Origin of the sequence: Myroides sp. WP-1 (assembly GCF_014145635.1) — a bacterium.
Taxonomy (GTDB): Bacteria; Bacteroidota; Bacteroidia; order Flavobacteriales; family Flavobacteriaceae; genus Flavobacterium.
In genome coordinates, this window is record NZ_JACHTC010000013.1 from 36,561 (window position 1) to 62,923 (window position 26,363).

Consider the following 26,363-nt stretch of genomic DNA (forward strand, 5'->3'; position numbering starts at 1 on the left):
TATATTAAACTTTTTACTTAATTACTACCGTCTTTTTATTGACGAAAGCTAACAATCCTTCTTCAGACATCTCTCTGCCTATTCCGGAGAACTTACTTCCTCCAAAAGGAACACGAGGATCAGAGATCACCATTTCGTTAATAAAAACAGCACCATCATCCAATTGATGAATCCACGGCCTTAACTTCTCAATATCTTTGCCAAAAATAGAAACACCCAAACCAAAACGAGAATCATTACTCATTGCAACGGCTTCTTCTAGCGTATCAAATCCCACTACAACAGCCAGCGGACCGAATGTTTCTTGAGTAAACACAGGCATTTGATCCGTTACGTCAACTACAACAGTAGGTTCAAACCAATTTTTATCGCGTTTCCCTCCGCATACTATACGAGCTCCCATCGCGACGGAATCATTTAACAGCGTTTCTAGCTCAATAGCGAGGTCTTCGCGCGCCATTAACCCAATTCTAGTGTCTCGTTGCATAAGATCGCCCTGCTTCAATTTCTGAGCTTCTTCCGCCAATCGATTTGAGAACTCTTCCAAAAGAGAATGATGAACTAAAAATCGCTTACCTGCAATACAGCTTTGACCTGTATTTTGAAAACGCGCTTGTACGGCTACAGGAATAATTTCCTCAAGATCCACCTCTGCTGTAACAATAAAAGCATTACTTCCTCCTAGCTCTAAAAGAACAGGTTTAATTAAACTACCTGCTTTTTGTGCGACTGCACTTCCTGCTGGTTCACTACCAGTCAAAGAAACACCCTTAACTACAGGATGGGCAATTACCTCTTCAACTTCTTTTCCAGGCATTGTTAGGTTAAAATAAACTTGCTCAAATCCGTCAACTAAAAAACATGACTCTAGCGCTTGTGCAGCCAAAGGAACATTACTTGCGTGTTTCAACAAAACAGTATTTCCCGCTAACAAAGTAGGAATAGCAAAGCGAAATACTTGCCAAAAAGGAAAATTCCACGGCATAACACCCAAAATTACCCCCATTGGATCATGTACTATATAAGTTTCTGACCAACGTGTTTCGATCGTTCTTCCTTCTAATATGCGCTTTCCCTCCTCGATGTAAAAGTCTATTAACGTCGCACTTTTTTCTACTTCAGCTATCGATTGACTCAAGGGCTTAAACATATCGCGAGTAATCATCTCTCCATAAGTTTCCTTATTAGCCAAAAGTTTTTCCTTTACTTTTTTAAGGTACATGATACGTGTATCTACCGACAATGCACGCCATTTCACAAAGGCTTCTTGTGCTTTTTCAATGGTAATTTCTATTTCTTTTTTCATGCTAAACTATTTTTTGTATTATAAAATTACAACATCACCCTAACTAATTACTCTTCTTCGTAAAAAAAAGAGAAATTTCTTTTTTTCAACGCTCATCTTTGCCTTGCAAAGAGAAATATACTGTTAATGGAAAAAAAATGAAAGAACTGTCTTTTCAATATTAGGTTTATCTTTGCAGTATTCAAATTAGATACTACTCATGGATAAAAATGTAAAACTACTAAGCATCGGATTAATTCTGTTTGCACTAAGTTTAATCTTAAAGGCAACACATATCATCAATACGACCATCAGTACCATTGTCATCTTAATCGGATTTGCCTTTATTGTTGTTTCTTTATATCACTTGGTTTTTACCAAACTACGTAAGAAATAGGTTGATTGTCGATTGTTGAAAGTTGATTGTTGAAAGTTGATTATTGAAGATTGAGCTTGGTAATTGGCAAAAATAAATACAAAAAAAACAGCGATAAACGAATGCTTATCACTGTTCTTTTACTGTATAATTCACTACTTTTAAAAAAGTAGGTACTCTTATTTCTTTAAAACTTTTCCTAAGTTTTCAAGCATTACCTCTGTCATAGCAGCTAAATCATACTTGTGTTTCCAGTTCCAATCTTGTTGTGCGCTGCTGTCATCAATACTTGCAGGCCAACTATCTGCAATAGCTTGACGGAAATCAGGTTCATATGATATCGTAAAATCAGGAATGTGTTTTGTAATCTCAGCTGCAATTTCTTCTGGTGTAAAAGAAATCCCTCCTAAATTATACGAAGAGCGAATTTTCACTGCTTCTTTTGGTGCTTGCATGATTCCTACCGTTGCATCTAATGCATCGACCATATACATCATAGGCAAACCTGTTTTTTCAGATAAGAAGCAGTTATAATGTTTATCTTCAATAGCCTTATAGAAAATATCAACAGCATAATCCGTTGTTCCACCACCTGGAGGAGTTGTCCAAGAAATTAAACCAGGGTATCGAATACTGCGTACATCTACTCCAAATTTATTGAAGTAATATTCACACCAACGTTCACCTGTTTGTTTAGAAATACCGTATACTGTACTTGGTTCCATAACCGTGTACTGAGGAGTATTTTCTCTTGGAGTTGTAGGGCCAAATACAGCAATTGAAGAAGGCCAAAATATTTTTTTAATTTTTCCTTCTTTTGCAAGATTTAAAACGTGAAACAATGAATTCATGTTTAGATCCCAAGCAAAAGCAGGGTTTTTCTCTGCTGTTGCAGACAATAAAGCTGCCATCAAATAAACTTCTTCCACTTGATGTTTCTCTATGACTTGAGCAACCGCTTCAAACTCCATTGCATTCAAAATTTCGAATGGCCCAGAGCTCATTAATGCTTCATTTCCTTCTCTAATGTCTGAGGCGATAACATTCTCATTTCCATAGATTCCACGCAACTTTAACGTAAGTTCAGAGCCAATTTGCCCACAAGCTCCAATAATCAATATTTTGGTTCCCATTTATTTTGTATTTAGTTGCACAAATATAGCCGTTGCAAAACAATAAATCAATGCAAAAACCCACATTTATATAAGTTAACAAATAAAAAAACCGCTTATTCCACCTTAATTCAAATATAATTCGCTATGGTTTATCGCAAAGCAAGTCAAATAAATTCAATAACATTCGTAAATTTGACCTTTGAAATTCAAGCATATGAAAAATATTGGGATGATTTTACTTCTTGTTGTCGGTTTATGTCTGACTTCTTGTAAGAAAGAAATTGACAACAGTGAATTAGAACAGGCAAAAATACAACAGTATAACGACAGTGTATTCAGTCATTTGATGAAGGAATGGAAATTCAAAATTCCAAAAGCTTCGAAAGAGTTAACCCCTATATTGGAGGAATGGAAACCATGGACAAACCTCATCAACGAGGTAAAGTTACGTCCTGTTTCAACCATTGGTGCATTTCAAAAAAAAGCAGCTACCTTGAGTGAGATTGCGGAGAATTTGACTTATCAATCGTACCCTGCTCAACTCAACACGCCTGATATTCAAACGCGCTATACAACATTACTCAATTCATTTCAGAATTTGGAGATGTATGTCAATTTGGATCCTGTCAATTTAGATAAAGTGGATGAATGGCTTCACAATATTCAAATTAGTTTAGATGATATCATGCGTATGATGGAAGAAAACCTAGTGCGTCAAAATTATGCTAAACAAGAGGGAGAAGAGGTTATGTTACAAGAAATGGAAGCTTTGAGAAATGAAACGCGCAATGCAAATCCCGAAGAAGAACAGTAATTTATGGAAATAAAACAATATTTTAATGAGGCTGTACAAACCAAACAAGTTGTACATGATTTATTAAATAGTAGACAACCTATATTTTTCAAAGGGCTTGTTGGGTCAGCGCTATCCTTTCAAGTGGAAAGTATTTTTCGACAAACGGAACTTCCCTTCCTATTAATTTTTAATGACAAAGAAGAAGCAGCTTATTATCTAAATGATTTAGAGCATTTTATCAATAAACAAGATGTACTCTTCTACCCAGGTTCTTATCGTCGTCCTTATCAAATTGAAGAAACAGACAACGCCAATGTACTACTTCGCGCTGAAGTTCTCAATCGCATTAGTTCACGTAAAAAGCCCTCTATTATTGTTTCGTATGCGGAAGCTATTTTTGAAAAAGTAGTAACCAAGAAAGTCCTAGAAAAAAACACCTTAAAGGTGCAAATTGGCGATCAATTAACCATTGATTTCGTCAATGAAACCTTGTTTGAATACAATTTCAAACGCGTAGATTTTGTAGCTGAACCTGGTGAATTTTCTGTACGCGGTGGAATCATCGACGTTTTTTCCTTTTCGAATGACAACCCTTACCGCATTGAGTTTTTTGGAGATGAGATCGATAGCATCCGAACCTTTGATGTCGAGACGCAACTTTCAGTAGACAAGCAAAAGAAAATCACGATTATTCCCAATGTAGAAAACAAATTCACTGCAGAAACAAGAGAGAGTTTTTTGGAATACATTCCTGAAAAAACAGTAATCCTTGCTCAAAATACAGCTTTTATTGTTGATCAATTGAACCGAAATTTTGAAAAAGCGAATGCTATTTTTGAAAAACTAAACAAGGAGCTCAAATATTCTGATCCAAATCAGATGTTTTTAAGTGGCGATGTATTTTTACGACAAGTTGAACTATTCAACTACATAGAACTTACAGAAAGTCACGCTATAACTCCGAGTAAAACTTTCATTTTTCACAGTAAACCACAACCTTCGTTCAATAAGCAGTTTGATCTATTGGTGCGCAATTTAAATGACAACTCGGACAATGGGTATACCAACTACTTATTTTGCGCCAACGAGAATCAAGCACGCCGTTTCAAAGATATATTTGAAGCCATGCGAGACGAGGATCAAAATCAAGTCGTTCAACAATACAAAACAATTGTTACTCCGATTTATGAAGGATTCATTGATGAAGAAAAACAAATCGCTTGTTATACGGATCATCAAATTTTTGAACGATACCACAAGTTTACGTTAAAGAATGGGTATACGAAAAAACAGACCATCACGCTCAAAGAAATTAATTCGCTAAGTGTTGGTGATTATGTCACACATATCGACCACGGAATTGGAAAATTTGGAGGCTTACAGAAAATACAGGTAGAAGGTAAAACACAAGAAGCCATCAAATTGGTGTATGCGGACAATGATATTGTATATGTGAGTATTCACTCTTTACACAAAATTGCCAAGTACAACGGCAAGGATGGTGCTGTTCCTAAAATTCACAAGTTAGGATCTTCTGCTTGGAAAAACTTAAAAACCAAAACAAAGGCACGTGTTAAAAACATTGCGTTTAATTTAATTCAACTGTATGCTAAGCGCAGAACACAAAAAGGATTTGCCTGTGCACCTGACAGTTACCTACAGCATGAATTAGAAAGTTCTTTTATTTACGAAGATACGCCTGATCAGTTAAAAGCAACACAAGAGGTAAAAGCGGATATGGAACTAGATCGTCCGATGGACCGATTGGTTTGTGGAGACGTTGGTTTTGGAAAGACAGAGGTAGCCATTCGCGCTGCTTTTAAAATGGTTGACAACGGCAAACAAGTAGCAATCTTAGTGCCTACAACAATTTTGGCTTTTCAGCATTTCAAAACATTCTCTGAGCGATTAAAAGACATGCCTGTTCGAGTGAGTTACATCAATCGCTTTAGAACAGCGAAACAGAAAAGCGATATTCTACGTGATTTAGAGGCAGGGCAAATCGACATTATCATAGGAACACATCAATTGGTGAATAAGAACGTTGTCTTCAAAGACTTGGGCTTATTAATCATTGATGAGGAACAGAAATTTGGTGTAGCCGTAAAAGACAAACTGAAAACAATATCAGAAAATGTAGATACGCTAACCTTAACAGCCACGCCAATTCCGAGAACGCTTCAATTTTCATTGATGGCGGCTCGTGATCTATCTGTTATCACTACTCCTCCACCCAACCGTTATCCAATTGAAACGAATGTTGTTGGATTTAATGAAGAGATCATCCGCGATGCGGTTGCTTATGAATTGGAACGCGGTGGACAAGTGTATTTCATCAACAACCGAATTGAAAATATTCGCGAGGTTGCTGGGATGATTCAACGCTTAGTACCCGATGCTAAAGTTGGTGTTGGACATGGACAAATGGACGGTAAAAAACTGGAAGAATTGATGTTAGCTTTCATGGATGGTGAATTTGACGTACTCGTTGCTACCACGATCATCGAAAGTGGATTGGATGTTCCCAATGCCAATACAATTTTAATCAACAACGCCAACAACTTTGGTTTGTCGGATTTACATCAAATGCGTGGACGTGTTGGACGAAGTAACAAAAAAGCATTCTGCTATTTTATATGTCCTCCTTATTCTGCCATGACAGAAGAAGCACGTAAAAGAATTCAAGCTTTAGAGCAATTTAGCGATTTAGGCAGTGGGTTTAATATCGCAATGAAAGATTTAGAAATTCGAGGAGCAGGCGATATTTTGGGAGGTGAACAAAGCGGCTTTATCAATGAGATTGGTTTTGAGACTTACCAAAAGATCATGCAAGAAGCCATTGAAGAATTAAAAGAAAACGAGTTCAAAGATCTTTATCTAGAAGATAAAAAAGAAGAAAACAAGGTATTCGTACGCGATTGCCAAATTGATACAGATTTTGAAATTCTATTTCCTGATGAATATGTCAACAACATCACAGAACGCTTAAACTTATACAATGAATTAAGCGCAATTTCGACAGAAGATGTACTACAGGAATATGAGCAACGTCTGATTGATCGTTTCGGACCATTACCGAGACAAGCTATCGCACTTTTAGACAGTTTACGCATCAAATGGCATGCTAGTAACCTTGGTATTGAAAAAGTAATTCTAAAACAAGGTAAAATGGTCTGCTACTTCCTTGGAGATCAAAAATCAGGTTTTTACACCTCTCCTAAGTTTAGACAAGTCTTGACTTTTGTACAACAGAGCTCACACTTGTGTAAAATGCGAGAGAAAGAAACAAAGAACGGATTGCGTTTGATGTTGTCTTTTGATCAAGTCAAATCGATAAAAAAAGCGTTGGAGTACTTGGCTGGCATAGATAAAATGTAAAATAGAAAGAGGAAAGAAGAAAGAGGAAAGGTGAATTTTCTTATTTTAAAAAAAATAACACTATACCAAAACTGTGTAAGTATAAAATTCTGCTTGGGTTAAAACTGAGCAGAATTTTTTTATGTTTTATTTCCATAGTTATGGAAAACAAAAGACCTCTATCCCCCATCTTATTTCCTATACCAAACACGCGTATCACCTATTTTCTACTGAGAATAGCGTATTTAAGCGTTACTCCGCAAGTAAAGATAAACTCTCCTCGTTGGACATCAAAATCTTGCATATATCCACCGCCAGCATGTATATTGAATAGTAATCGTTTGGTGACACGTTCTTCATGTCCTATATGTAATTCCGTAAGGAGTATCTTATTAAAACTTTCATCCGTCACCTTTCCAAAAGAATACTTGGCTTGCATACCAAGATAGAATTTTCTTTCTTCCTCATTGACAAAGTGCCATTTTAAGTTGGTTTTTGCGAAAGGTATAAAACCGTATTCTAAAGAATATCCGTTTTTTTCTTCTAACTGATACCCAGGCCCCAATCCTACAAATGCCTCTACATGAGTATCATAAGTTATTCTGTATTTATAGGAAGCTTCAATTCCCTGTCCGCCTAAATTAACGTATACCGTATGGTTCTCTTGCGAAAACGAAGGGGAGATAACAAGGAAAAAGAAAAATGCAATGAATAGATTTCGCAATGTTAATGAAGAATAATTTATCATAAATTAAAAAAATTGCTGCGAAAATAGTGTAAAAATTGGAGAGAAGAAAGAAGAAAGCAGAAAGGTGAATTTTCTTATTTTAAAAAAAATAACACTATACCAAAACTGTGTAAGTATAAAATTCTGCTTGGGTTAAAACTGAGCAGAATTTTTTATGTTTTATTTCCATAGTTATGGAAACAAAAGACCTTTATCCCCCTTTCCTCTTTCTTCTCTCTAAGATCAAACACAAAGGGCTTGCAAATGCAAGCCCTTTGTGTTTGATCTTCACCTCTATCCTCTTTATCTCATTAGGTTTATATTTATTTTGGTATTCGATGAATCTACGCTGCGCTCCGATTTCTTCTATCCAATAAAAAAAGCCAACTTTTCAGTTGGCTTTTTTTATTAATATCCGAATAAATCTTCTAATGTTAATTCTTTGATGGTTCCGAATTTTTTAACGGCTTCCCAATCTAAGTTTTCTTTCTTCCCTAAAAGTCCAACGTTAAACGTTTTTCCTTTTACATGTTGGTTGAAGAAATTTACTAAATCCGACATTTGCATGTCTTGTGTTTGTTTGTAAATATCTTTGTTGATATCGTAATTGATTCCTCTTTCTTGTAAACTTAACCAGTAGTAGAAAATTTGCGCTTTCGTATAACGTTGTGTCGCGATATTTTTCAACGCTGAATTTTTCGCATTTTCAAACTGATTTTGTGCTTGAGGCATATCATTCATCAAGTCCATCATCGCATCAACGGCTTGTGGTAATTTGTTTGCTTGTGTTCCTACATAAGCCATTACGTAGTTGTACTTATCTAATTTACCTGCATTTGCGTAGTATGCATAAGCCGAATACGCTAATGATTTAGATTCTCTAATTTCTTGGAAAACAACAGATGCCATTCCTCCTCCGAAGTAGCTATTGAATACGCTTGAAGTAGCTAGCAAATCTTTATTGAATTGTGATTCTCTACCGCGGTATGAAATTTCTGCTTGTACCATGTCATACGGAGCAAAGTAAACTGTTCCATCTGTCATCGGTTCTGCATATACTTTCTTCACTGGTGTTACTTTTCCTTTCCCTAAGTTGTGATTTGCAACAATGGCTTTTTTTACGGTTGGTAAATCATTTCCGTAGTAGAACACCTCTTGGTTATAATCGAAGAATTTGTGCAACAACCCTACTAACTCTGTTGGTTTGATTGCTTTTAATTCTGCTTCGCTCAAGATATCTTTAAATCTGCTCAACTGATTTCCAGAAACGATATAGCTATTCAATGCACGTTGAATTCCATTTTTACTCGATTTTGCATCAAAACGAGATTTTAAGATTTGATCTACTAAATTATCGTAAGACTCTTGTTCTGCTTTCGCATCAGTTAATAAGTGCTCTAATAATTTAATTCCTGCTGGGATATTTTCTTTTAGACCTGAAATCGTAATATACGATTTGTCGACTCCTGTGTTCAATGAATAATTTACTCCCAATTTATAGAACTCCTTGCGGATATCTGCTGGTGAGTATTTCGTAGTTCCGATGTAATCTAAATATTCTAATGCTAAGCTTAGTTTTTTATCGTGATCTGATCCTACTGGTGTGATATACGTAACCGTTGCTAAATCATTCGTTATATTATCAATACTATATAAAGTTGTATTAATCTTTCCGATTTTTTCTCTTTTCAACGCTTTATTGAAGTCAACAAACTCTGGTTGAATATCCTTTACAGCTACCTGGTTCAATGCTTTGTAAAACACTGATTCACTATCTCTGTTTAAATCAATTGGTGTAATTCCAGGATTTTCAACGCGAACTAAATCTTTATTTTCTCCTTGGCGTTTGTAGACAATGGCGTAATTGTCTTTATAGTTTTCATTAGCAAAACGGATAATATCAGCTTTGGTAATTTTTTCCATACGGTCGATTTCACTTACCGCTTCTTCCCATGATCTACCTTGAATAAATGTTTGGTACATTTCTGTAGCCATTGCATCATTGTCTTCTAAAGCCATCATAGAGTTCTTTCTCAATTCATTGATTACCGCTTGCAACAACCAATCGTCAAATTCTCCTTTTTTAATTTTTTCGATTTGCTCTAACATGATGTCTCTCACCTCTTCTAAGGTTTGTCCTTCATTTGGCATCCCTGTTAATTGATGAACCGAATAATCTTTCATGATCATTGGCGAACTTCCTGCATACAATGCTTTTTGTTTTTGATTAATATCTAAGTCAATTAATCCTGCTTGACCATTGCTTAAAAGCATGTCAATCATCGTCACATATAAAGCATCTTGTGTTTTAGCACCTCCCAAACGGAATCCCATTTCCACGCGTTCTGCTTGAGGACTGAAAACCTCTGCTGATTTAATTCCTTGGATCGGTTTTTCTACTGCAACATATTCTTTTGGTTGAACCCCTTTCTTCATGGTACCAAAATACTTGTTTACCATTTGAATTGTTTCTTCAAATTGGATGTCTCCCACTAATACTACAGCAATATTATTTGGCACATAATACTGATCGAAATAGTTGTGAATTGCTACCATTGAAGGATTCTTCAAATGCTCAGAAGTACCAATTGTCGTTTGCGTTCCGTAGTGTGTTGTTGGAAATAACAACGCCATCATTTTTTCATGTGATGCCCAGAAATCATTATCCTGACCACGGTTAAATTCCTCGTATACTGCCTCTAATTCTGTATGAAATAGACGCAATACCAATTGAGAAAAACGCTCTTGTTCAATAATTAAGAATTTTTCTAATTCATTAGAAGGAATAACATTTTTATACACCGTTTCGTCAAACCAAGTATGTGCATTTGTACCTGTTGCACCAATTGAGGCAACTGATTTATCATACTCATTCGCTACTGCATACTGAGAAGCTTCTTTTGAAACCTCATCAATCTTTTTATAGATTGCTTTTTTCTTCTCTGGATCCGTTTCATTCTTGTGTTGTTCATACAAGTCAGAGATTTTTTTAATCAACGCTTGCTCAACTTCCCAATTAACTGTTCCTAACTTAGACGTTCCTTTAAACAACATATGTTCTAAGTAGTGTGCTAATCCTGTATTGTCTTCTGGGTCATTATTTGATCCTGTTCGTACAGGAATATACGTTTGAATTCGCGGTTCATCGTGGTTTTGTGCCAAATAAACTTTTAAGCCATTTTGAAGTGTATAAACACGAGCCTTTGCTGGATCATTCTCTACATATTCATAGGTAAATCCATTAGCATCTGTCTTTGTAAGTGTTTTATATTGAGCGTGTAAAACTCCACTCATCGAAAATATAAAACCAAACAATAAATATCTTTTTTTCATAAATAGTATTTTGTATGCCCAAAGCTAAACATAATTCTCTTTTGTCGCACAAAAATTACATATAGTAAAAAAAGAAAACGCCTTTAGTTATTAACTAAAGGCGTTGTTCTTTTATTGTTCTTTTATTGTTCTTTTATTGCTTCGTGAATTGGTGTACCAATGTTGCCATTTGGAAACTCAATTTTCAATAGTTGCGCAATGGTTGGCGCGATATCTGTCATATGGGTTTGACGTGTTGTTTTTCCTTGTTTAACACCCCATCCCATAAAAACTGCAGGAATGTGAGCATCATAAGAATTCCAACTTCCGTGTGTTGTTCCTTTTCCATCTTTAGAACCACTAAACCACTGTGGCTCTAAAATGATTTGAATTGCACCACTTCTCTTATAATTGTAGCCATTAATAATGCGCTCTCTTAGTATTTGTGGTACAGATGATTCAGCAGCTTCATTCATATCTACAACGAAGGCTACTCCTTCTACTTTTTTCAACCATTTAATTGCCGCCGCAATAACCTCATCTTCTTCTACATCATTTTTCTCAATAACCTCATAATTCAGATGTACTTGATAATTAGCCAAACTTTTAATCAAATCTGCTACACCAAACTTACTGCTTAACTGCTCATTCAATTCTTTGCGAATTGTTTTCGTATCAAAGTAACCTGAATTACCTTTTTGGTCAGCGAAGAACTTCGGATTATGTGCTGCACCGTGATCTGCACTTAAAAATAGGGTATAGTTTCCCTTGCCAATATGTTGATCTAAATAGGTCAAGAAATCCGCAATATCGCGATCTAAACGCAAATAGGTATCTTCTATTTCAATAGAATTAATCGCAAATTGATGTCCAATATAATCTGTAGAAGACAAACTAACAGCAAGGAAATCTGGTACCTGAGCGGGGTTATTTCCTAGCTTTTCACTTTCAATTGCTCGTTTAGCAAAATCAAGTGTTAATGTATTTCCCTGTGGAGTACTTTTGATTAATTCGTACCCATTTTCTTTCTTTAGTTTTACCAAGTCACGTGGAAATGTTGGCGCTTTTTCTCCCTTAAATGTTTCCTCGTATACATTGTCATCGGCAGTACTCAATACATACGTGTTTATTGGATATAGCGTTTTCCATCCTTGTTTATAGTATTGATCTACTAGTTTCTCTTTGTTGAATCCCTTTACCCATTTTGGCAATTCATTCATATAATAAGTACTCGTAATCCAATCACCTGTTTTTCCATCTAACCAATACGCTGCATTGGCAAAATGTCCGGCAGGCAGAATTCCTCCTCTATCTTTAATCGCAATACCAATTACTTTGGACTGGAAGTTAGTAGCCAATTTCAATTGGTCTGTAACGGTAGATACCAATAAATTTTTAGGGGATTGTTGTCCTACTTTTCCTTCTCCGCCAACCGCTTGTACGCTGTCATCTTGTGTACAATACATATTTTGTCCCGTTGCTTGGATAATAAAATCGTTTCCTGCAATACCGTGAATTGCGGGTACACTTCCTGTATAGATTGTGCTATGTCCGATAGCAGTATAGGTTGGCACGTAATCAATCAAAGTATTTTCACTGGAAAAACCTTCATTTAACAAACGCTTAAATCCATTTTCACTATAGCGGTCATAATAGCGATACAAGTAATCCCATCGCATTTGATCAACAACAAGACCTACGACCAATTTTGGTTTCTCCATCTTTTCACTGGCAAAAATGGCTAGCGAAAACAAGCAACTTATTGCTGTAATTACAGTTGACTTAACATTCATTTTAAACTATTTATTTGGGTGTTATTATAGTAATTAATAGGGTCTTACAAAGCTATTAAAGTCGTTCAACATAGAAAACATCTCCTGTCTTAAAGTTTGTTAGCATATCTAACTACTAAAAAAAATGATTTTGACAAATAAAACCTTTTTGTCTGAATTTCATATTACCTCAGCATTAAATATCAATAATTATTTCTTTAATTCTAAAAAGAAATCAAACGACTTGTTTTTTATTCTCCGTCTTCCTTTCGAGGAGAATAACGTATCTTTGTTTTTTCTTGAATTTGATCTAACTCATTTGGCATACAATGATTATTGAACAGCTTCTTACCGCTATTTACCCTTTACCCGAGCCTTCTTTAACTGCTTTAAAGGGGTTGTGTAGTGAATTGCACCTACCGAAAGGACATATTCTACTAGAAGCGGATCGAATTGAACATCATATTTACTTTATTAAAAAAGGGGTTGTCCGTGCCTTTTCTACCCATGAAGAAGGGGAAATCACCTTTTGGTTTGGCGAAGAAGGAAGTACCATTCTCTCGATGAAAAACTACGTTGAAAATCAGAAAAGCTATGAAAGCATTGAGTTATTGGTTGATTGTGAACTATATCAAGTCAATGTCAATGAGTTGAGTAAGCACTATCTAACGGATATCCACATCGCTAATTTTGGACGCAAGCTAGCGGAAAAAGAATTGATGCGAGTTGAAAAGCGAATTATATCACGAGATTTGCTTTCTGCTACGGAACGCTACAAAGATTTAATTGAAAATTTCCCCACTATTATTCAGCGGGTTCCCTTAAAATATATCGCTTCGTATTTGGGTATTACGCAAGTAAGTTTGAGCCGAATTCGAAAGGATATTTAACTACCCGAAAAACCGGAGTGAACTGCTAATTTTATCTTAGTCTTCATGGTGTACGCCTAATCTTTACTTATCTTTAGGCTCATAATAACAACGCGACATGAATAAAATTAAAGTGGTTGCCTTTGATGCAGATGATACCCTCTGGATCAATGAACCTTTTTTTAGAGAAGCAGAACAACAATTCTGTATTTTACTGGAAGATTATCTTACGCATCAAAGTATTTCTCAAATCCTCTTTAAAACACAAGTAGATAATTTACCATTATATGGTTATGGCATAAAAGGGTTTACGTTATCGATGATTGAATCAGCTGAGATTATTTCCAAGGGAACCTTAAATCCTAAAATCATCGATAAAGTTGTCAAAATAGGAAAGGAACTATTAACCAAGCCTGTTGAATTATTAGACGATGTAGAGATTATTCTTCAAGAATTACAAGCAAAGTATCGCTTAGTTGTTGCAACAAAAGGCGACTTAAAGGATCAACACCGCAAATTGCATAAATCAGGGCTAGGACCATACTTTCATCATATTGAAGTGATGACTGATAAGGAAAAAATTGATTATGAAAAATTACTCAAGCGCCTCGATGTACAACCGGATGAATTTATCATGATTGGAAATTCACTGCGTTCGGATGTATTACCTGTTTTGGAACTGGGAGGATACGCTGTTCACGTTCCTTTTCATACCACATGGTTACATGAGCATATTGAACACCCTGTAATTCACGAGAACTTTACCTCTATTAAAAAGTTATCCGAAATTAAAGGAATATTATAACATGTTTATATACTAATCAATACAAAAAAACAAGCTATGAAAACAAGATTTTTAATCTTAGCAACACTAACCTTAACATCAGGTTACCTCTTGACGAGCTGTAAAGAAAGCAGCAAAGAAGCTCCTATAACTGTTCCAGTATCAACGGAAGCGAGTCAGGTGGAAGCAACAAAGGTAGAGCCTATTAACCTAACTTTTGTTTCAGAAGGATATGCAACAAAAGAAGAAGGATCCGATTGGATAAAAATCAACATAACGAGTTTAGAACAAGATCAAGTTGCTATTCTCGTAACTTCAAGAGAGGATATTAAAAAACCTACTTGTTCTTTAGAAACAGTAGCAACCAAATTGAATGACCACACGTATCAAGCCATCTTACAAGAAGTTCCGGTAAACTTTTCTCTAAAAGAGGGAGAACTAAACATTGATACAGTTCATGAAAGTGACAGAGGGGTTTTATCTTACTATTGTTCTGGTGGAGGTTCTTTAGTTGGAAACTATAAAACAGCAAACTAAATTCATTTATACTCGTATTTTCTGTAGGCATTACATCGTTTATAAAGATGAACAGCTTGTACAAAAAAAGGAAGCCTCTCGGTTTCCTTTTTCTGTTTCATAAGCAATTTATTCTCTACTAAAAACGATATCCTACATAAACACCAAAATTCTGATTGTAGATTTTAAAATCATTCGCGCCTTGATTTTCTTCTACGCCAAACGTATTGGAGTTATCAAAAATAGACGCAAATCCACGAGTATATTGTGCACCTAAAATCAAACCAAATTTGAATTGATATTCAATCCCCGCAGTAATACCATAATCCATCTTTTGGAGGTACTTACTATCTTCTTGATCATCTTCTGTTGAGCCAAAGATTCCGTGGTCTTTATAGGTTTTTCCTTCTTCGTCAACTGACGTAATCGAGGAATACAACAACATATTGATATAAGGCCCTGCATATACTTGCAATCCGCCTACCTTAAAAGTTGGGCTAATGGGATTCAAGCGCAAGCTGTGCATTTCAAGCGTTGCATTAAACGTGTGATTATCTAATTCGCGTTTAAAATCGGCGCCGTAATTTTGGTAAAACAACTCGTGTTTCAATCCGAAATACGTTCCTATACTATTATCTACACTAATTCCTACAAAGAAATTATTTCTATTATCTATTTTGCCATCTAGGGCTAATACATTCACGTCTCCTCCTTTCAGTGTAGATTGGAGCCATCCTGCTTTTACACTAAACGAAGTTTTTCCTTTTAGATCTTCATTAAAGTCTTGAGCCTTCATCGAAAACCCAGTTAATACTAATAAACTAAAAATAATGTGTTTCATACTCCCCTTCTTAAAAATCAATATCCCAAATTCCAACTGCTTTCTCTAACTCTACCAACGACTCTGCATAGCCAAACAAAGTTTCTGCATACGCTTGTTGGGTTTCATTATAGGTACGTTGTGCATCTAATACTTCCAACAAGCTACTTGCACCGCGTTGATAACTATACTTTATCCCTTCGAATACTTGTTTTGCTTCTTCTAGCATTCCATTTTCAAAGCGCTGTATTTGCTTTTGTTTGGTTAAATAGTTTCGATAGGCTTGTGTGATTTCCTTTTCGAGTTCGAGTTCTACCATATCATATTCTAACGCTGCTTGACGTTCTTCATACAACGCTGTTTTCAATCCCGATTCACGTCGATTGGAGAACTTTAAAGGAACTGAAATTCCCGCTTTTACAACGGTATTACCCGGTGTAGGAGCCACCGCATTTTTAACGAAAGAATTGTTTTCTACACCGATGTTTAGTCCTAAATCAATCACGCGTTCTGCACGAGCTAACGCCACTTGCTTTCTTGCAACTACTTGATTTTGTTGCGCAACCAAATAATCTGCTCGATTATTTTGTGCTGTAACAATTAAATCCTCTAGAGCAAACAAGCGTACAAATTGGCTAAAATCTCCCATTGGTAAATAAACAGAATCTACTCTTTTCGCACTGATGATATTGCGTATCTCCATTAAACTATTTTCCCATGTATCATCTGCATCTTGTAAATCATTCAACATCGATTTTGCTTCGAGCTTACTTTGAATGGCATCTACTTTGCTAATTTGCCCTAACGAGTAGCGAATACTATCCGATTGAGCCACTTGTAACATCGATTCATAAGAATCTTTCTGAATATCGTACAACATCTTGTTTTGCATGGCTTCCAAAAAGGTAATTGTCGATTCGGCACGCAACGCATGGAAAAATTCTTGAAGTTCTAATTCAGCTAGTACTTTTTGTTCGTTCGCCAAGTTTTTTCTTGCTTTTCGCTTGCCACCTAATTCCAAATCCCAAGATAATTCCGCCTCAAAACCATACCCCATTTGCATGCGTTTTTGTTGGTTATCTGCCCAACCAATACTCAATTCAGGATCAGGAAATGCTTTGGCAGCCTGTACTTCTGCTTCTGCAATATTGATATTGTATTTTTCCGCAGCATAGCTCAAGTTGTTTGCTATCATTTTGGATAGAAACTCTTTATAGGTAAGTTCGCTTTTTGTTGTAGACTGCTCTGTATGCCCACTTTGAGCATACATGGCACTTCCACAAAACACAGCCATAACACTTATACTTATATATTTTTTCAACCTATTCATCTCAATGTTAATTTTCTTCTGTTTCTTCTACTTTTACAAAGTCACTGTCTTTACCCCATTTGCGTTCCACTAAATAGTATAACGCTGGTAGGACGAAAAGGGTTAAAATAGTTGCAAACAACAACCCATAAACGATAACAGTTGCTAAAGGACGTTGAACATCCGAACCGATTCCCGTTGCCATAGACGCTGGAAATAACCCCAAGATAGCTACCGTTGCTGTCATCAATACAGGTCTAAATCGCTGTTCAGCACCTAATAATACTGCTTCTATTAAAGCATGTCCTTTTTTGCGCAAATCGTTGATATGCGAGATCATAATGACTCCATTTTGAATTGCAACTCCAAACAGGGCAATAAATCCTACAGCAGAAGAAACGTTTAAAGACATTCCTCTCACATTCAAGGCTAGCATTCCCCCAAATAAAGCCAATGGAACAACCACCATTAACAAACCTGCTTGTCTAAACTGTCCAAAAGCACCATATAGCAAAACAAACATCAAACACAACGTAAGGGGAACGATAATCGCCAAACGATTATATGCACGGTGTTGATTTTCAAACTGTCCACCCCATTCGATGTGAAATTTATTGTGGTCGTACGTGATGTTCTCTTCTATTTTTTGTTGAGCTTCTTTGAGTAAAGAGCCTAAATCTCTATTTCGAACATTTAGCTTTACCGTTAGATGACGTCTATTCATCTCTCGTGTAATTGTACTTTCACCAGTACTTGTTTTTACATCAGCCACTTGTGAAAGCGGAATTTTAGCACCTGTACTCGATGTCAACATGAGATTGGCAATTTTTTCTGGTGTATTTCGACTTTCTTCTGTATAACGCGCACTAATATCATACACTTTATTTCCAATGAAGATTTGAGAAATTGCTTTTCCACCAATAGCTACTTCGATCAATTCTGCTACATCGGATACATTTAATCCATACTGTGCAATCTTATCTCGGTTGGCGTGAATTTGCAATTGCGGTAACGGCGGTTCTTGGTCGATTGCCAAATCTACTGCCCCATCTACTGTTTTTAATGTACCTAACACTTCGTTGGCAATACGTCTGGTTTCGTGAAAATCTTCTCCATATACTTTTACAACCAATTCACTATGTGCTCCCGAAATTTTGTCCATTACTCCATCAATCATAGGTTGAGCAAAACCAACGGTAAATCCTGGTAGTGATTCGTATTCTGCTGCTAATTCTTCGATTAAATCATTTTTTGTCTTTCCTCTTGGCCATTCTTTGTATGGTTTAATTCCGATTGAACACTCAAAATGAGAAGGTGTAAATGGATCCGTTCCATCATCATTTCGCCCTGCTTGCACCATTACATACGTCACTTCTTCATACTTCATGGTTCTGGCGCGCAAGGTATCGCTCATTTCTTTGGATTTCTCTAATGAAATTCCTGGAGGTAAAGTCACTTGTAACCAAATAGATCCTTCATCCAATGGCGGTAAAAAGTCTTTCCCCACTTTTACTGTTAATCCAATGGTAACCGCAAGTACAATAAGAATTGGCAAGAACACTTGTTTTGGTTTTTTCATAATCTTTTCGATGCGATTATGATATACTCCCGTTAATTTTTCCAACCATTTATTGTGATAAATTTTTCTTGGTTTTTTATACACTGCATAAGCCAATCCTGGAATTAAAAAGAGCGCTACCAATAAGGCTCCTAGTAAAGCAAATCCTACAGTAAAAGCCATTGGTGTAAACAATTTCTTTTCGACACGCTCAAAAGCAAAAAGAGGTAAATAAGCAGTGATGATGATAATTGTAGCGAAGAACACCGGTTTTGCAACTTCTTTGGCGCGTTGTGCGATTGATTTTTCCTTTAATTCCTCATTCGGACTATCTTCTCGCTTCTTGAGGATAGATTCCATCATCACGATAGCACCATCGACAATAATACCGAAATCAATTGCCCCTAATGACAGCAAGTTTGCCGGAATATCGGTAAAATGCATTAAGATAAAAGCAAATAAAAGAGAAACCGGAATCGTAATTGCTACTAGTAAAGCACCTCTCCAACTACCTAAGAAAACAATTAATACAATAATTACTAAACTAATTCCTTCTATTAACGTTGTTGATACGGTGTGTAAGGTTGTATCTACTAAATCTGTACGATCTAAGAAGGTGTGAATCTTAACTCCTTCAGGTAAAAGTTCACTGTTTAACTCATCTACATATTGGTGAATTTTCTCCAATACAATCGAAGGATTTTCTCCTTTTAATAGCAGAACGATTCCCTCGATACTATCAGAATAATTTCGCTCTTTATCTGAATATCCCAAAACCCCTTTGCGTTCGACATTTCCGTATTTTAAACGACCTAAGTCTTTCAAGAATATTGGAATTCCGTTATCTGCTTTGACAACGATTTTTCCCAAATCTTCTAAGTCTTTTACTAAACCTATTCCACGAACAACATACCCTAAATCCCCACGAGTTAATACACTTCCTCCTGAATTCACGTTGTTTTCCTCAATTGTTTCTGTTACATCACTCAGGGATAAATCATATTGTTCTAATTTATGTGGGTCTAATTCAATTTGAAATTGCGTTGTGATTCCTCCAAAATTCGTTACCTCCGCTACCCCTGAAACCTGATTTAGTTTGGGAATGATAATAAAGTTTTGAATATCGGTTAATTCTCTCAAGCTATAACCATCACCTTCAATGATGTAGCGATATACTTCTCCAATAGGAGAGGTTAACGGATCGAGTTCCGGAATAGCATCATAAGGCAATTCCACTGCATTGAGGCGTTCTTGAATACGCTGACGAGCAAAATAATCATCAACTCCATCTTCAAAAACAAGTGTAATCATCGAAAGTCCGAACGTACTATTACTTCGCATCACATGCATACCCGGCATCCCATTTAGGGCGCGTTCAATGGGAATTGTGATTTGTAATTCAATTTCTTCTGCTGCTAATCCAGGTACTTGTGTAACCACCTGTGAGGTTGTATCTGCAATATCTGGATAGGCTTCTATAGAAAGTTGTTTCCACGAATAGTAACCGAAGATACACAGTAAGCCAAACAAAGCAGCAACGAGCCATCTTTTGTGTATAGCTGTATCTATTATTGATTTTTTCATTTTTTTGCTGTTTTAGTGGATTACTACAATTGCGGTAAGTAAATACCGCCTTCGCTTACAATTTTATCGCCTTTTTCTAAACCCGATAAAATCACCGTTTGATTACCCGAAACACCGCCAATCGTTACATTTTTTCTCGTGTATTCATTGGGAGCTACTTCGACAAATACAAAAGAGTCATCCTCTCCTTGTAAAACAGCTCTTGAAGGCACTAAAATTACTTTTTCCGGTTGATCAATAAATCGCACATTCACGTACATTCCCGGCTTTAGGATTCGTTTGTTGTTATCTGCTTCAATTAAAACATCGATACTTCTCGTTTCTTCATCGACAATCTCATTGACATGATAAATCGTTCCCACGATAGGCTCGTCAGGATAAGCAGATAATTCAATTTGCACTTTGTTCAATTTCGTTAAATGTTGAATGTCTTTTTCTTTGACTTTTCCCACAATCCAAATTTTGTTCAAAGCGGCGATCTTAATCACTGGATCTGCATCATCGTTGATGTATTGTCCAAGTACGATGTTATTTTCCAATACTTCTCCTTCGATAGGAGATCGTACAATTAATGGCTGTCCTAAAACCAAAGAAGAAGGTTGGACATTGTATATTTTGATAGCGGCTGTTGCATTGTCAAAAGCTGCCTTTGCAATTGAATTTTCTGTTTCGGCTTCTTCATACTCTTGACGAACACCAACCCCATTAGCCAATAAATCGGCTTGTCGTTTAAGGTTTAATGTGGTTTGTTTATACTCTTGTTTCGAGTCAAAATAGTCTTTTTGTGCCTCAAAATAATCGGGTGATGAAACTTCAAACAACGGTTGATTAACCCCTACTTTTTGTCCTAATTTGACAAATGATTTGATAATTCTCCCTGAAAAAGGAGAGGCAATTTCCGCATAATGGTTCGGTATTGCCTTAACTAAACCTGCAGTGACTAAATCAAAAGTGAAGTCTTCCTCCTCTACTTGTATGACTTTAATTCTGCTTTTTAGATTTGAATCTGCTGTTAAGGAAATGACTTTATTGTTCACCTGATACTGAGCAACATCAGTAGTTTGTTCCTTTTTATCCGAGCAAAAACTCATTAAGATACTCAAGCCTAAAACTCCTGCTATTTGTACTTTTTTTGCCATTATGTTTGTTTTAAATTTTTACTTTCTAATATTTTCTTAATTTACGAATTTTTAATTCACAATTCTCAATATACGAATAAAAGATTACGTTTATTTAACAATAAAAAACAATTATTATTTATCCATAAGGAGTCAAATCACAGCGAAAACGTCCTTTTTTCATTTTATCTAGTTTAGTGAAGAATTGTTGAATTCTTCTTGTTTGTATTAATGTAGATCGAAAATATAGGCGGCTAATCCAAAGTAAATTAACAACCCGATACTATTGACGATCGTTCGAATTGCTGGACTGGCAACAACAGCAGGATCAGCACCCATTTTTTTGACAATCAGAGGTAAAGCTGCGCCGATTACGGTAGAGAAAACAACTTGTAAAAACAGAGCAAAAGCAATGACAACTCCGATAGTCCATAGGGAAAAATTTGCTGAAATATCCGTTTCCCAACTGAGAAAGGCTACTTTACCAAAGGCGAGCAATCCTAAACAAAGTGCTAATAATAAAGCGATTCTCGTTTCTTTCCACAATACGCTCGTCCACGATTTCACCGTAATTTGACCCAATGCCATTGCTCGAACGACAACTGTTGCTGACTGACTTCCTGCATTTCCGCCAGAATCGGCTACCATAGGCATATACAAAGCAAGGATGACCATCTGCGCGAGTGCACCTTCAAAACTGTGAATGATCAAGCCCGAAATTAAGCCCACCACAGCTAAGGTTACCAACCAAAATACACGTTTCTTAAAGTGCTCTACAATTGGGGTTTGGGCATAATCTGCATCTTCACTACTTCCCATAATTCCCATAAACTTTTGCATGTCTTCTGTGTGCTCTGCCTGAATAATATCTAAAGCATCATCGTGTGTTACAATACCAACTAATTGTTTTTTTCGATTTAGAATGGGCAGTGCAACTAGTTCATACTTGTCAATTTTCGCTGCTACTTCTTCGCTATCTTCATCTACATAACCAAAGACAAAATCACTATGGAGTTCCTCCTCTACTAGTTGATGTGGTTCGGCAATAATCAAATCTTTTAACGTGATAAACCCTAAAAGAGTTTGATCTTCATTTACTACGTAGACATAGTAGATTGTCTTTTTAGACGGTGCATCTTGTCGTACTTTGTGGATTGCTTCAAAACAGGTCATTGTTTTAGAAACAGTTGCAAAATCTGTGCTCATAATACCTCCAGCGGTATCTTCTGGATAAGAACTTAAGGCTAACACATTTTCTCTAACTTGTTTATTTATAAAGGGCAATAAATCAATTTGCTCTTGTTGGGTTAAAATTTGAAACAAATCTGCTCGATCTTCTGAGGGCATTTGCTCAAATAAGCGAGAGAATCGCTTCATGCTCAATTGTTGAAAAATGGATAATTGTTTCACCAAAGGAAAAGCGGCAAATATCTCAGCTTGATGTTCCAAAGGAAATTCACGTAAAATGACCACTAAATCTTGTGTATTCATCAAAGACATTGCTTCACTTACATCGATAATCGGCATTTTCTTTAGTACAGGGAGCATTTTGATCATTTGATCTAACCCTTTAAAATCTTCGGCGATTTTACGAAAACTGCTGTGTTCATACTTCATTGTTCTCATGACTTGCTGTTTTTAAAGATTAGTATGTAGTTAACTCCCATGCAACTTCAGATACGCCAAACTCTAAGGAAACTTTTTGTGCAATTTGTTCTAAAATATCATCTTTACGTCCGATACAGTATACCTCAAATTTGAGATAGGAAAAAGCGGGGTTGCCGTTATCAGAACTTTTCAAGGAGCGCATTTGCAGTTCTTTTTGCGCTTTTAGGTGTTTGAGTACCATGACTCTTATATCATTTTCCACTTGCTCTTTACAGCCGACAATAATTTCATAATGTACTTCTGAAGAATCGCCTTCCGTTTCAAAAGACATTTTATTCATCAAATTGCCAATTGGACGTAGTAAAAGGTGAGCACAAACGATTAAAACCGTCATCACAACTGCTTCTTTCCATAATCCTACCCCACACATAGAGCCAACTGAAGCTGAACACCAAATTGTCGCTGCTGTATTCAAACCGCGGATACTGAATCCGTCTTTCATAATTACGCCTGCTCCTAAAAAACCTATTCCACTTACAACATAAGAAGCAACACGTCCTACTGCAGTTCCTCCAATTTGATACGACATCAAAACAAATCCTGCTGCTCCAATACAAACCAATGTATTGGTTCTCAATCCTGCACTTTTTTGTCTTACCTGACGTTCAGCACCAATCAATGCTCCTAATATAAAAGCAAGTAATAATCTTAAAATAAATACTGTAATTGCCATAACTTCATTTTTTTACTCCTACTTCTTGTAAACAAATGTCGTTATCAACAATCAGCAGGATGATTAACATTCTTTCGTTAAAAAGGATTCTGTGTCCATCATCTATTTTTTTGATGTGACAAAAGTAGATGTTATGAGCGCTAGAGGCTATTAGAAAGCCTTTAGAAAAAAATTAGAATTCTATTAGAACAAAAAAAGCGCTTACTTTTCGTAGGCGCTTTTTTCTATTTATAGTTGAATGGTAAATGTAGTTCCTTCACCTACTTTTGATACAACTTGCAATGTACCTTTGTGTAGATTGATGATTTTATTGGTCAGGGGTAATCCAATGCCGTTTCCTTCCTTGTAGTTTTGATTTTGTCCTCTGTAGAAAGGGATAAAGATATGTTCCAAGTCTTCTTGTGCTATACCTATTCCTTTGTCAATTACCTGAATTGTCAATCGATAATCGAGGTACAGTACTTGAATTGTACATGCATTTTGTTCCGAAAATTTACATGCATTTTCCAATAAGTTGACTAAAGCCACTTCCAGTAAGTATGGATTTGCCTTAACGATCATCATTTCTTCACTGCTGACTGATTCATCTATGAGAAAATTAAATTTATAGGAGGCATTCATTCTTTGTAATTTCTGACAAGCATCAATAATCACCTCATCCACGCGAACAGACTTAAAGACAATTTCAGTTGGATCGTAACTCGCTTTAGCAAAATCCAATAAGCTATTGGATAATCTCACAATTTTTTGAGAGTCACTCAGTGCATTCTGTAGGGTTTGTACATAGTACGCTTTATCCTGTTCTTTACTCAAAGCCAATTCTAATTCGGCGATAATCGCGGCTAAAGGTGTTCTTAGCTCATGGGAAATATTAGATACAAATTGCTTTTGAGAATCAAAGGAGTTTTCTAGGCGATTGAGCATTTCGTTGAAGGTATCACCTAAAGCGGCTAACTCATCTTTATTTTTTTTCGTACTAATGCGTAAATCTAAATTCGTTGCGGTTATTTTATTCACCTCATCATTCATTTTGGTGATGGGTAGAAGTACTTTATCTGCAAAAAACAGACCGACAAAATAAATAACTAACAAAGAAATAACAACTAAGACAACGATCGTAACAAAGAGATTTTGCAATTTGGTGTATCCATATTCATCATATGCTGTAGCCGTAATAATATAGTTGCGATCTCCAAACGAATACTTCATCCCAATCACTTGCCAATCTTCTTGGGTATAATGCAGGCTTCCACTTTGAATAATGGAATGAATCATTTCTTTTGTTTCTTTTACGCGATCGATTTCTACGGCATCATGATACAATAAATTAAAGTCATAGTCATAAACAGCGACTTCAACTTCATTGATAATTTCACTATTATTGAGGTAAATCTTGTGCAGTGTTGTAGGTTTCACTTGCGCTTCTAAAAACAACTTCGCCTTAGTGATTGCTTCTTTTTCGAGTTCTTCATAAAACTCTATTTCTCTACTCTTGGAGGAAGACCAATAAATAACGCTGGCAAACACCAATAAAATAGAGGCTACCAGCAAAGTAAACAATAAGCTAAGTCTTGTTTTAATTCTCATTGCTCTTTAGTATAAAACCCATACCAGACTTGGTGTGGATCAATTTATTCGCAACATCAAGTTCTATTTTTTTTCTCAAGTAATTGATATAAACATCAATAAAATTTGTTCCAGTGTCAAAATGGGTGTCCCAAACCTTCTCAGAGATTTCTGCACGAGATAAAACGCGTTCAGGATTCTCCATCATAAATTGCATTAAATTAAACTCTTTGGGAGTTAAGTGAATTTCTTGTTCTGCTCGTTTGAATTTTTTCTGATTCAAGTCGATTTCTAAGTCTGCATATTTAAGAATATGATTATTTATTTCTGTTGCATTTTCAAAGCGCTTAAGCAGGGCTCGAATGCGAACATAGAGTTCTCTTAATTCAAAGGGTTTAACCAGATAATCATCTGCTCCTGCATCAAATCCCTCTACTTTATCATCCGTTGTACCCAATGCCGTGAGCATGATAATGGGCGTATTCGGTAAGATTATTTTGAGTTCTTTACACAGATCTATACCGTTAATCTTGGGCAGGATGACATCTGTAATGATTAATTGGTATTTTTTCTGTAGTGCGAGTTTTTTTCCCATGTAACCATCATAGACAACATCCACAGCAAAGTTTTGTTCTTGCAAGCTACGTTGAAGCAATTCAGCAACGCGAACATCGTCTTCTATTACTAATATTTGGCTCAAAAGATTCTCCATTTAAATTAATCTTGAGCAAGATAAGTCTTTTTAGAAAAAAAGAGGTTGTTTCTGTTGTAAAACAACCCCAAATTCCCTTTTTGAGACGCGATACATCTTTAGAAAAGCAATTCTGAAACAACGATTTCTGTAATATATCTCTTCTTATTATCCTTGTCTTCGTAGGAGCGATTGACCAGTTTACCTTCGATGGCAACTTCTTTACCCTTAATCACGTATTTTTCGGCTACATCAGCTAATTTTCCCCATACTACCACATTGTGCCATTGGACATTCTCAATCTTATCTCCTTTGTCGTTGTAATAAAATTCATTAATAGCAATAGAGAAAGTCGCCCTTTTTTTTTCCGTACCAAAAACGATAATTTCCGCATCTTGACCTGCTCGTCCAATTAATTGAACGCGATTTCGCAATGAACTCATAATAGATTTGTATTAAAAAATTAG

At 36.1% G+C, this 26,363-nt stretch carries 20 protein-coding genes; 6 read left to right on the plus strand and 14 right to left on the minus strand.

Translation table 11 applies throughout. The features are described from left to right. Nucleotides 1-13: 13 nt before the first annotated feature. Nucleotides 14-1,306, minus strand: a complete 1,293-nt coding sequence (locus tag H4K33_RS11920; RefSeq protein ID WP_182649237.1) for an aldehyde dehydrogenase family protein — start codon at nt 1,304-1,306, stop codon at nt 14-16. Between the two features lie 199 nt (nt 1,307-1,505). Here H4K33_RS11920 and H4K33_RS11925 point away from each other — a divergent pair, with 199 nt between their 5' ends. Further along, on the plus strand, nt 1,506-1,682 hold the full coding sequence (locus tag H4K33_RS11925) for a hypothetical protein (protein ID WP_182649239.1): 177 nt from the start codon (nt 1,506-1,508) through the stop codon (nt 1,680-1,682). Between the two features lie 158 nt (nt 1,683-1,840). On the opposite strand, the gene H4K33_RS11930 is transcribed toward H4K33_RS11925, so the two are convergent. Then, entirely contained in the window at nt 1,841-2,794 is a 954-nt protein-coding gene (locus H4K33_RS11930; RefSeq protein WP_182649241.1) for an NAD-dependent epimerase/dehydratase family protein, read from the minus strand. A 196-nt stretch (nt 2,795-2,990) separates the two neighbouring features. Here H4K33_RS11930 and H4K33_RS11935 point away from each other — a divergent pair, with 196 nt between their 5' ends. After that, nucleotides 2,991-3,590, plus strand: coding sequence for a hypothetical protein (locus H4K33_RS11935; protein ID WP_182649243.1), 600 nt, complete (start codon nt 2,991-2,993; stop codon nt 3,588-3,590). Between the two features lie 3 nt (nt 3,591-3,593). Then, nucleotides 3,594-6,950: a transcription-repair coupling factor gene (gene mfd / locus H4K33_RS11940; RefSeq protein WP_182649245.1), complete on the plus strand. Its 3,357-nt coding sequence runs from the start codon at nt 3,594-3,596 to the stop codon at nt 6,948-6,950. A gap of 199 nt (nt 6,951-7,149) precedes the next feature. Here mfd and H4K33_RS11945 read toward each other — a convergent pair whose 3' ends face one another. From H4K33_RS11945 to pafA, 3 genes are all read right to left on the minus strand, one after another. Then, nucleotides 7,150-7,677, minus strand: coding sequence for a hypothetical protein (locus tag H4K33_RS11945; RefSeq protein ID WP_182649247.1), 528 nt, complete (start codon nt 7,675-7,677; stop codon nt 7,150-7,152). Nucleotides 7,678-8,064: 387 nt separating this feature from the next. After that, entirely contained in the window at nt 8,065-10,989 is a 2,925-nt protein-coding gene (locus H4K33_RS11950) for a pitrilysin family protein (protein WP_182649249.1), read from the minus strand. Nucleotides 10,990-11,111: 122 nt separating this feature from the next. Further along, entirely contained in the window at nt 11,112-12,761 is a 1,650-nt protein-coding gene (gene pafA, locus H4K33_RS11955; RefSeq protein WP_182649251.1) for an alkaline phosphatase PafA, read from the minus strand. 308 nt (nt 12,762-13,069) lie between these two features. Here pafA and H4K33_RS11960 point away from each other — a divergent pair, with 308 nt between their 5' ends. The 3 genes from H4K33_RS11960 (at nt 13,070) to H4K33_RS11970 (ending at nt 14,930) form a co-directional block, all read left to right on the plus strand. Continuing rightward, nucleotides 13,070-13,630 carry a Crp/Fnr family transcriptional regulator gene (locus H4K33_RS11960; RefSeq protein ID WP_182649252.1) on the plus strand — a complete coding sequence of 187 codons (561 nt, stop codon included), beginning with the start codon at nt 13,070-13,072 and terminating at the stop codon, nt 13,628-13,630. Between the two features lie 97 nt (nt 13,631-13,727). Further along, entirely contained in the window at nt 13,728-14,414 is a 687-nt protein-coding gene (locus tag H4K33_RS11965; RefSeq protein WP_182649254.1) for an HAD family hydrolase, read from the plus strand. A 36-nt stretch (nt 14,415-14,450) separates the two neighbouring features. Further along, nucleotides 14,451-14,930: a hypothetical protein gene (locus tag H4K33_RS11970; protein ID WP_182649256.1), complete on the plus strand. Its 480-nt coding sequence runs from the start codon at nt 14,451-14,453 to the stop codon at nt 14,928-14,930. Between the two features lie 118 nt (nt 14,931-15,048). On the opposite strand, the gene H4K33_RS11975 is transcribed toward H4K33_RS11970, so the two are convergent. From H4K33_RS11975 to H4K33_RS12015, 9 genes are all read right to left on the minus strand, one after another. Beyond that, nucleotides 15,049-15,750 (minus strand): outer membrane beta-barrel protein, encoded by a 702-nt coding sequence (locus tag H4K33_RS11975; RefSeq protein ID WP_182649258.1) that lies wholly within the window; start codon nt 15,748-15,750, stop codon nt 15,049-15,051. 10 nt (nt 15,751-15,760) lie between these two features. Further along, nucleotides 15,761-17,023 carry a TolC family protein gene (locus H4K33_RS11980; protein WP_255493678.1) on the minus strand — a complete coding sequence of 421 codons (1,263 nt, stop codon included), beginning with the start codon at nt 17,021-17,023 and terminating at the stop codon, nt 15,761-15,763. A gap of 43 nt (nt 17,024-17,066) precedes the next feature. Continuing rightward, nucleotides 17,067-20,180, minus strand: a complete 3,114-nt coding sequence (locus H4K33_RS11985; protein WP_182649263.1) for an efflux RND transporter permease subunit — start codon at nt 20,178-20,180, stop codon at nt 17,067-17,069. Nucleotides 20,181-20,203: 23 nt separating this feature from the next. Next, complete coding sequence (locus H4K33_RS11990) at nt 20,204-21,319, minus strand: efflux RND transporter periplasmic adaptor subunit (protein WP_182649264.1); 1,116 nt, start codon at nt 21,317-21,319, stop codon at nt 20,204-20,206. Nucleotides 21,320-21,526: 207 nt separating this feature from the next. Next, the gene (gene mgtE / locus H4K33_RS11995) at nt 21,527-22,924 is read right to left on the minus strand and encodes a magnesium transporter (RefSeq protein ID WP_182649266.1); all 1,398 of its coding nucleotides are present in this window, start codon (nt 22,922-22,924) and stop codon (nt 21,527-21,529) included. A 19-nt stretch (nt 22,925-22,943) separates the two neighbouring features. Then, nucleotides 22,944-23,639: an MgtC/SapB family protein gene (locus tag H4K33_RS12000; RefSeq protein ID WP_182649269.1), complete on the minus strand. Its 696-nt coding sequence runs from the start codon at nt 23,637-23,639 to the stop codon at nt 22,944-22,946. A gap of 228 nt (nt 23,640-23,867) precedes the next feature. Further along, on the minus strand, nt 23,868-25,226 hold the full coding sequence (locus tag H4K33_RS12005; RefSeq protein WP_182649272.1) for a HAMP domain-containing sensor histidine kinase: 1,359 nt from the start codon (nt 25,224-25,226) through the stop codon (nt 23,868-23,870). Beyond that, the gene (locus tag H4K33_RS12010) at nt 25,216-25,917 is read right to left on the minus strand and encodes a response regulator transcription factor (protein WP_182649274.1); all 702 of its coding nucleotides are present in this window, start codon (nt 25,915-25,917) and stop codon (nt 25,216-25,218) included. The genes H4K33_RS12005 and H4K33_RS12010 overlap by 11 nt, the downstream gene beginning before the upstream one ends. 98 nt (nt 25,918-26,015) lie before the next feature. After that, nucleotides 26,016-26,339 (minus strand): single-stranded DNA-binding protein, encoded by a 324-nt coding sequence (locus H4K33_RS12015; RefSeq protein WP_182649276.1) that lies wholly within the window; start codon nt 26,337-26,339, stop codon nt 26,016-26,018. Nucleotides 26,340-26,363: the final 24 nt, after the last annotated feature.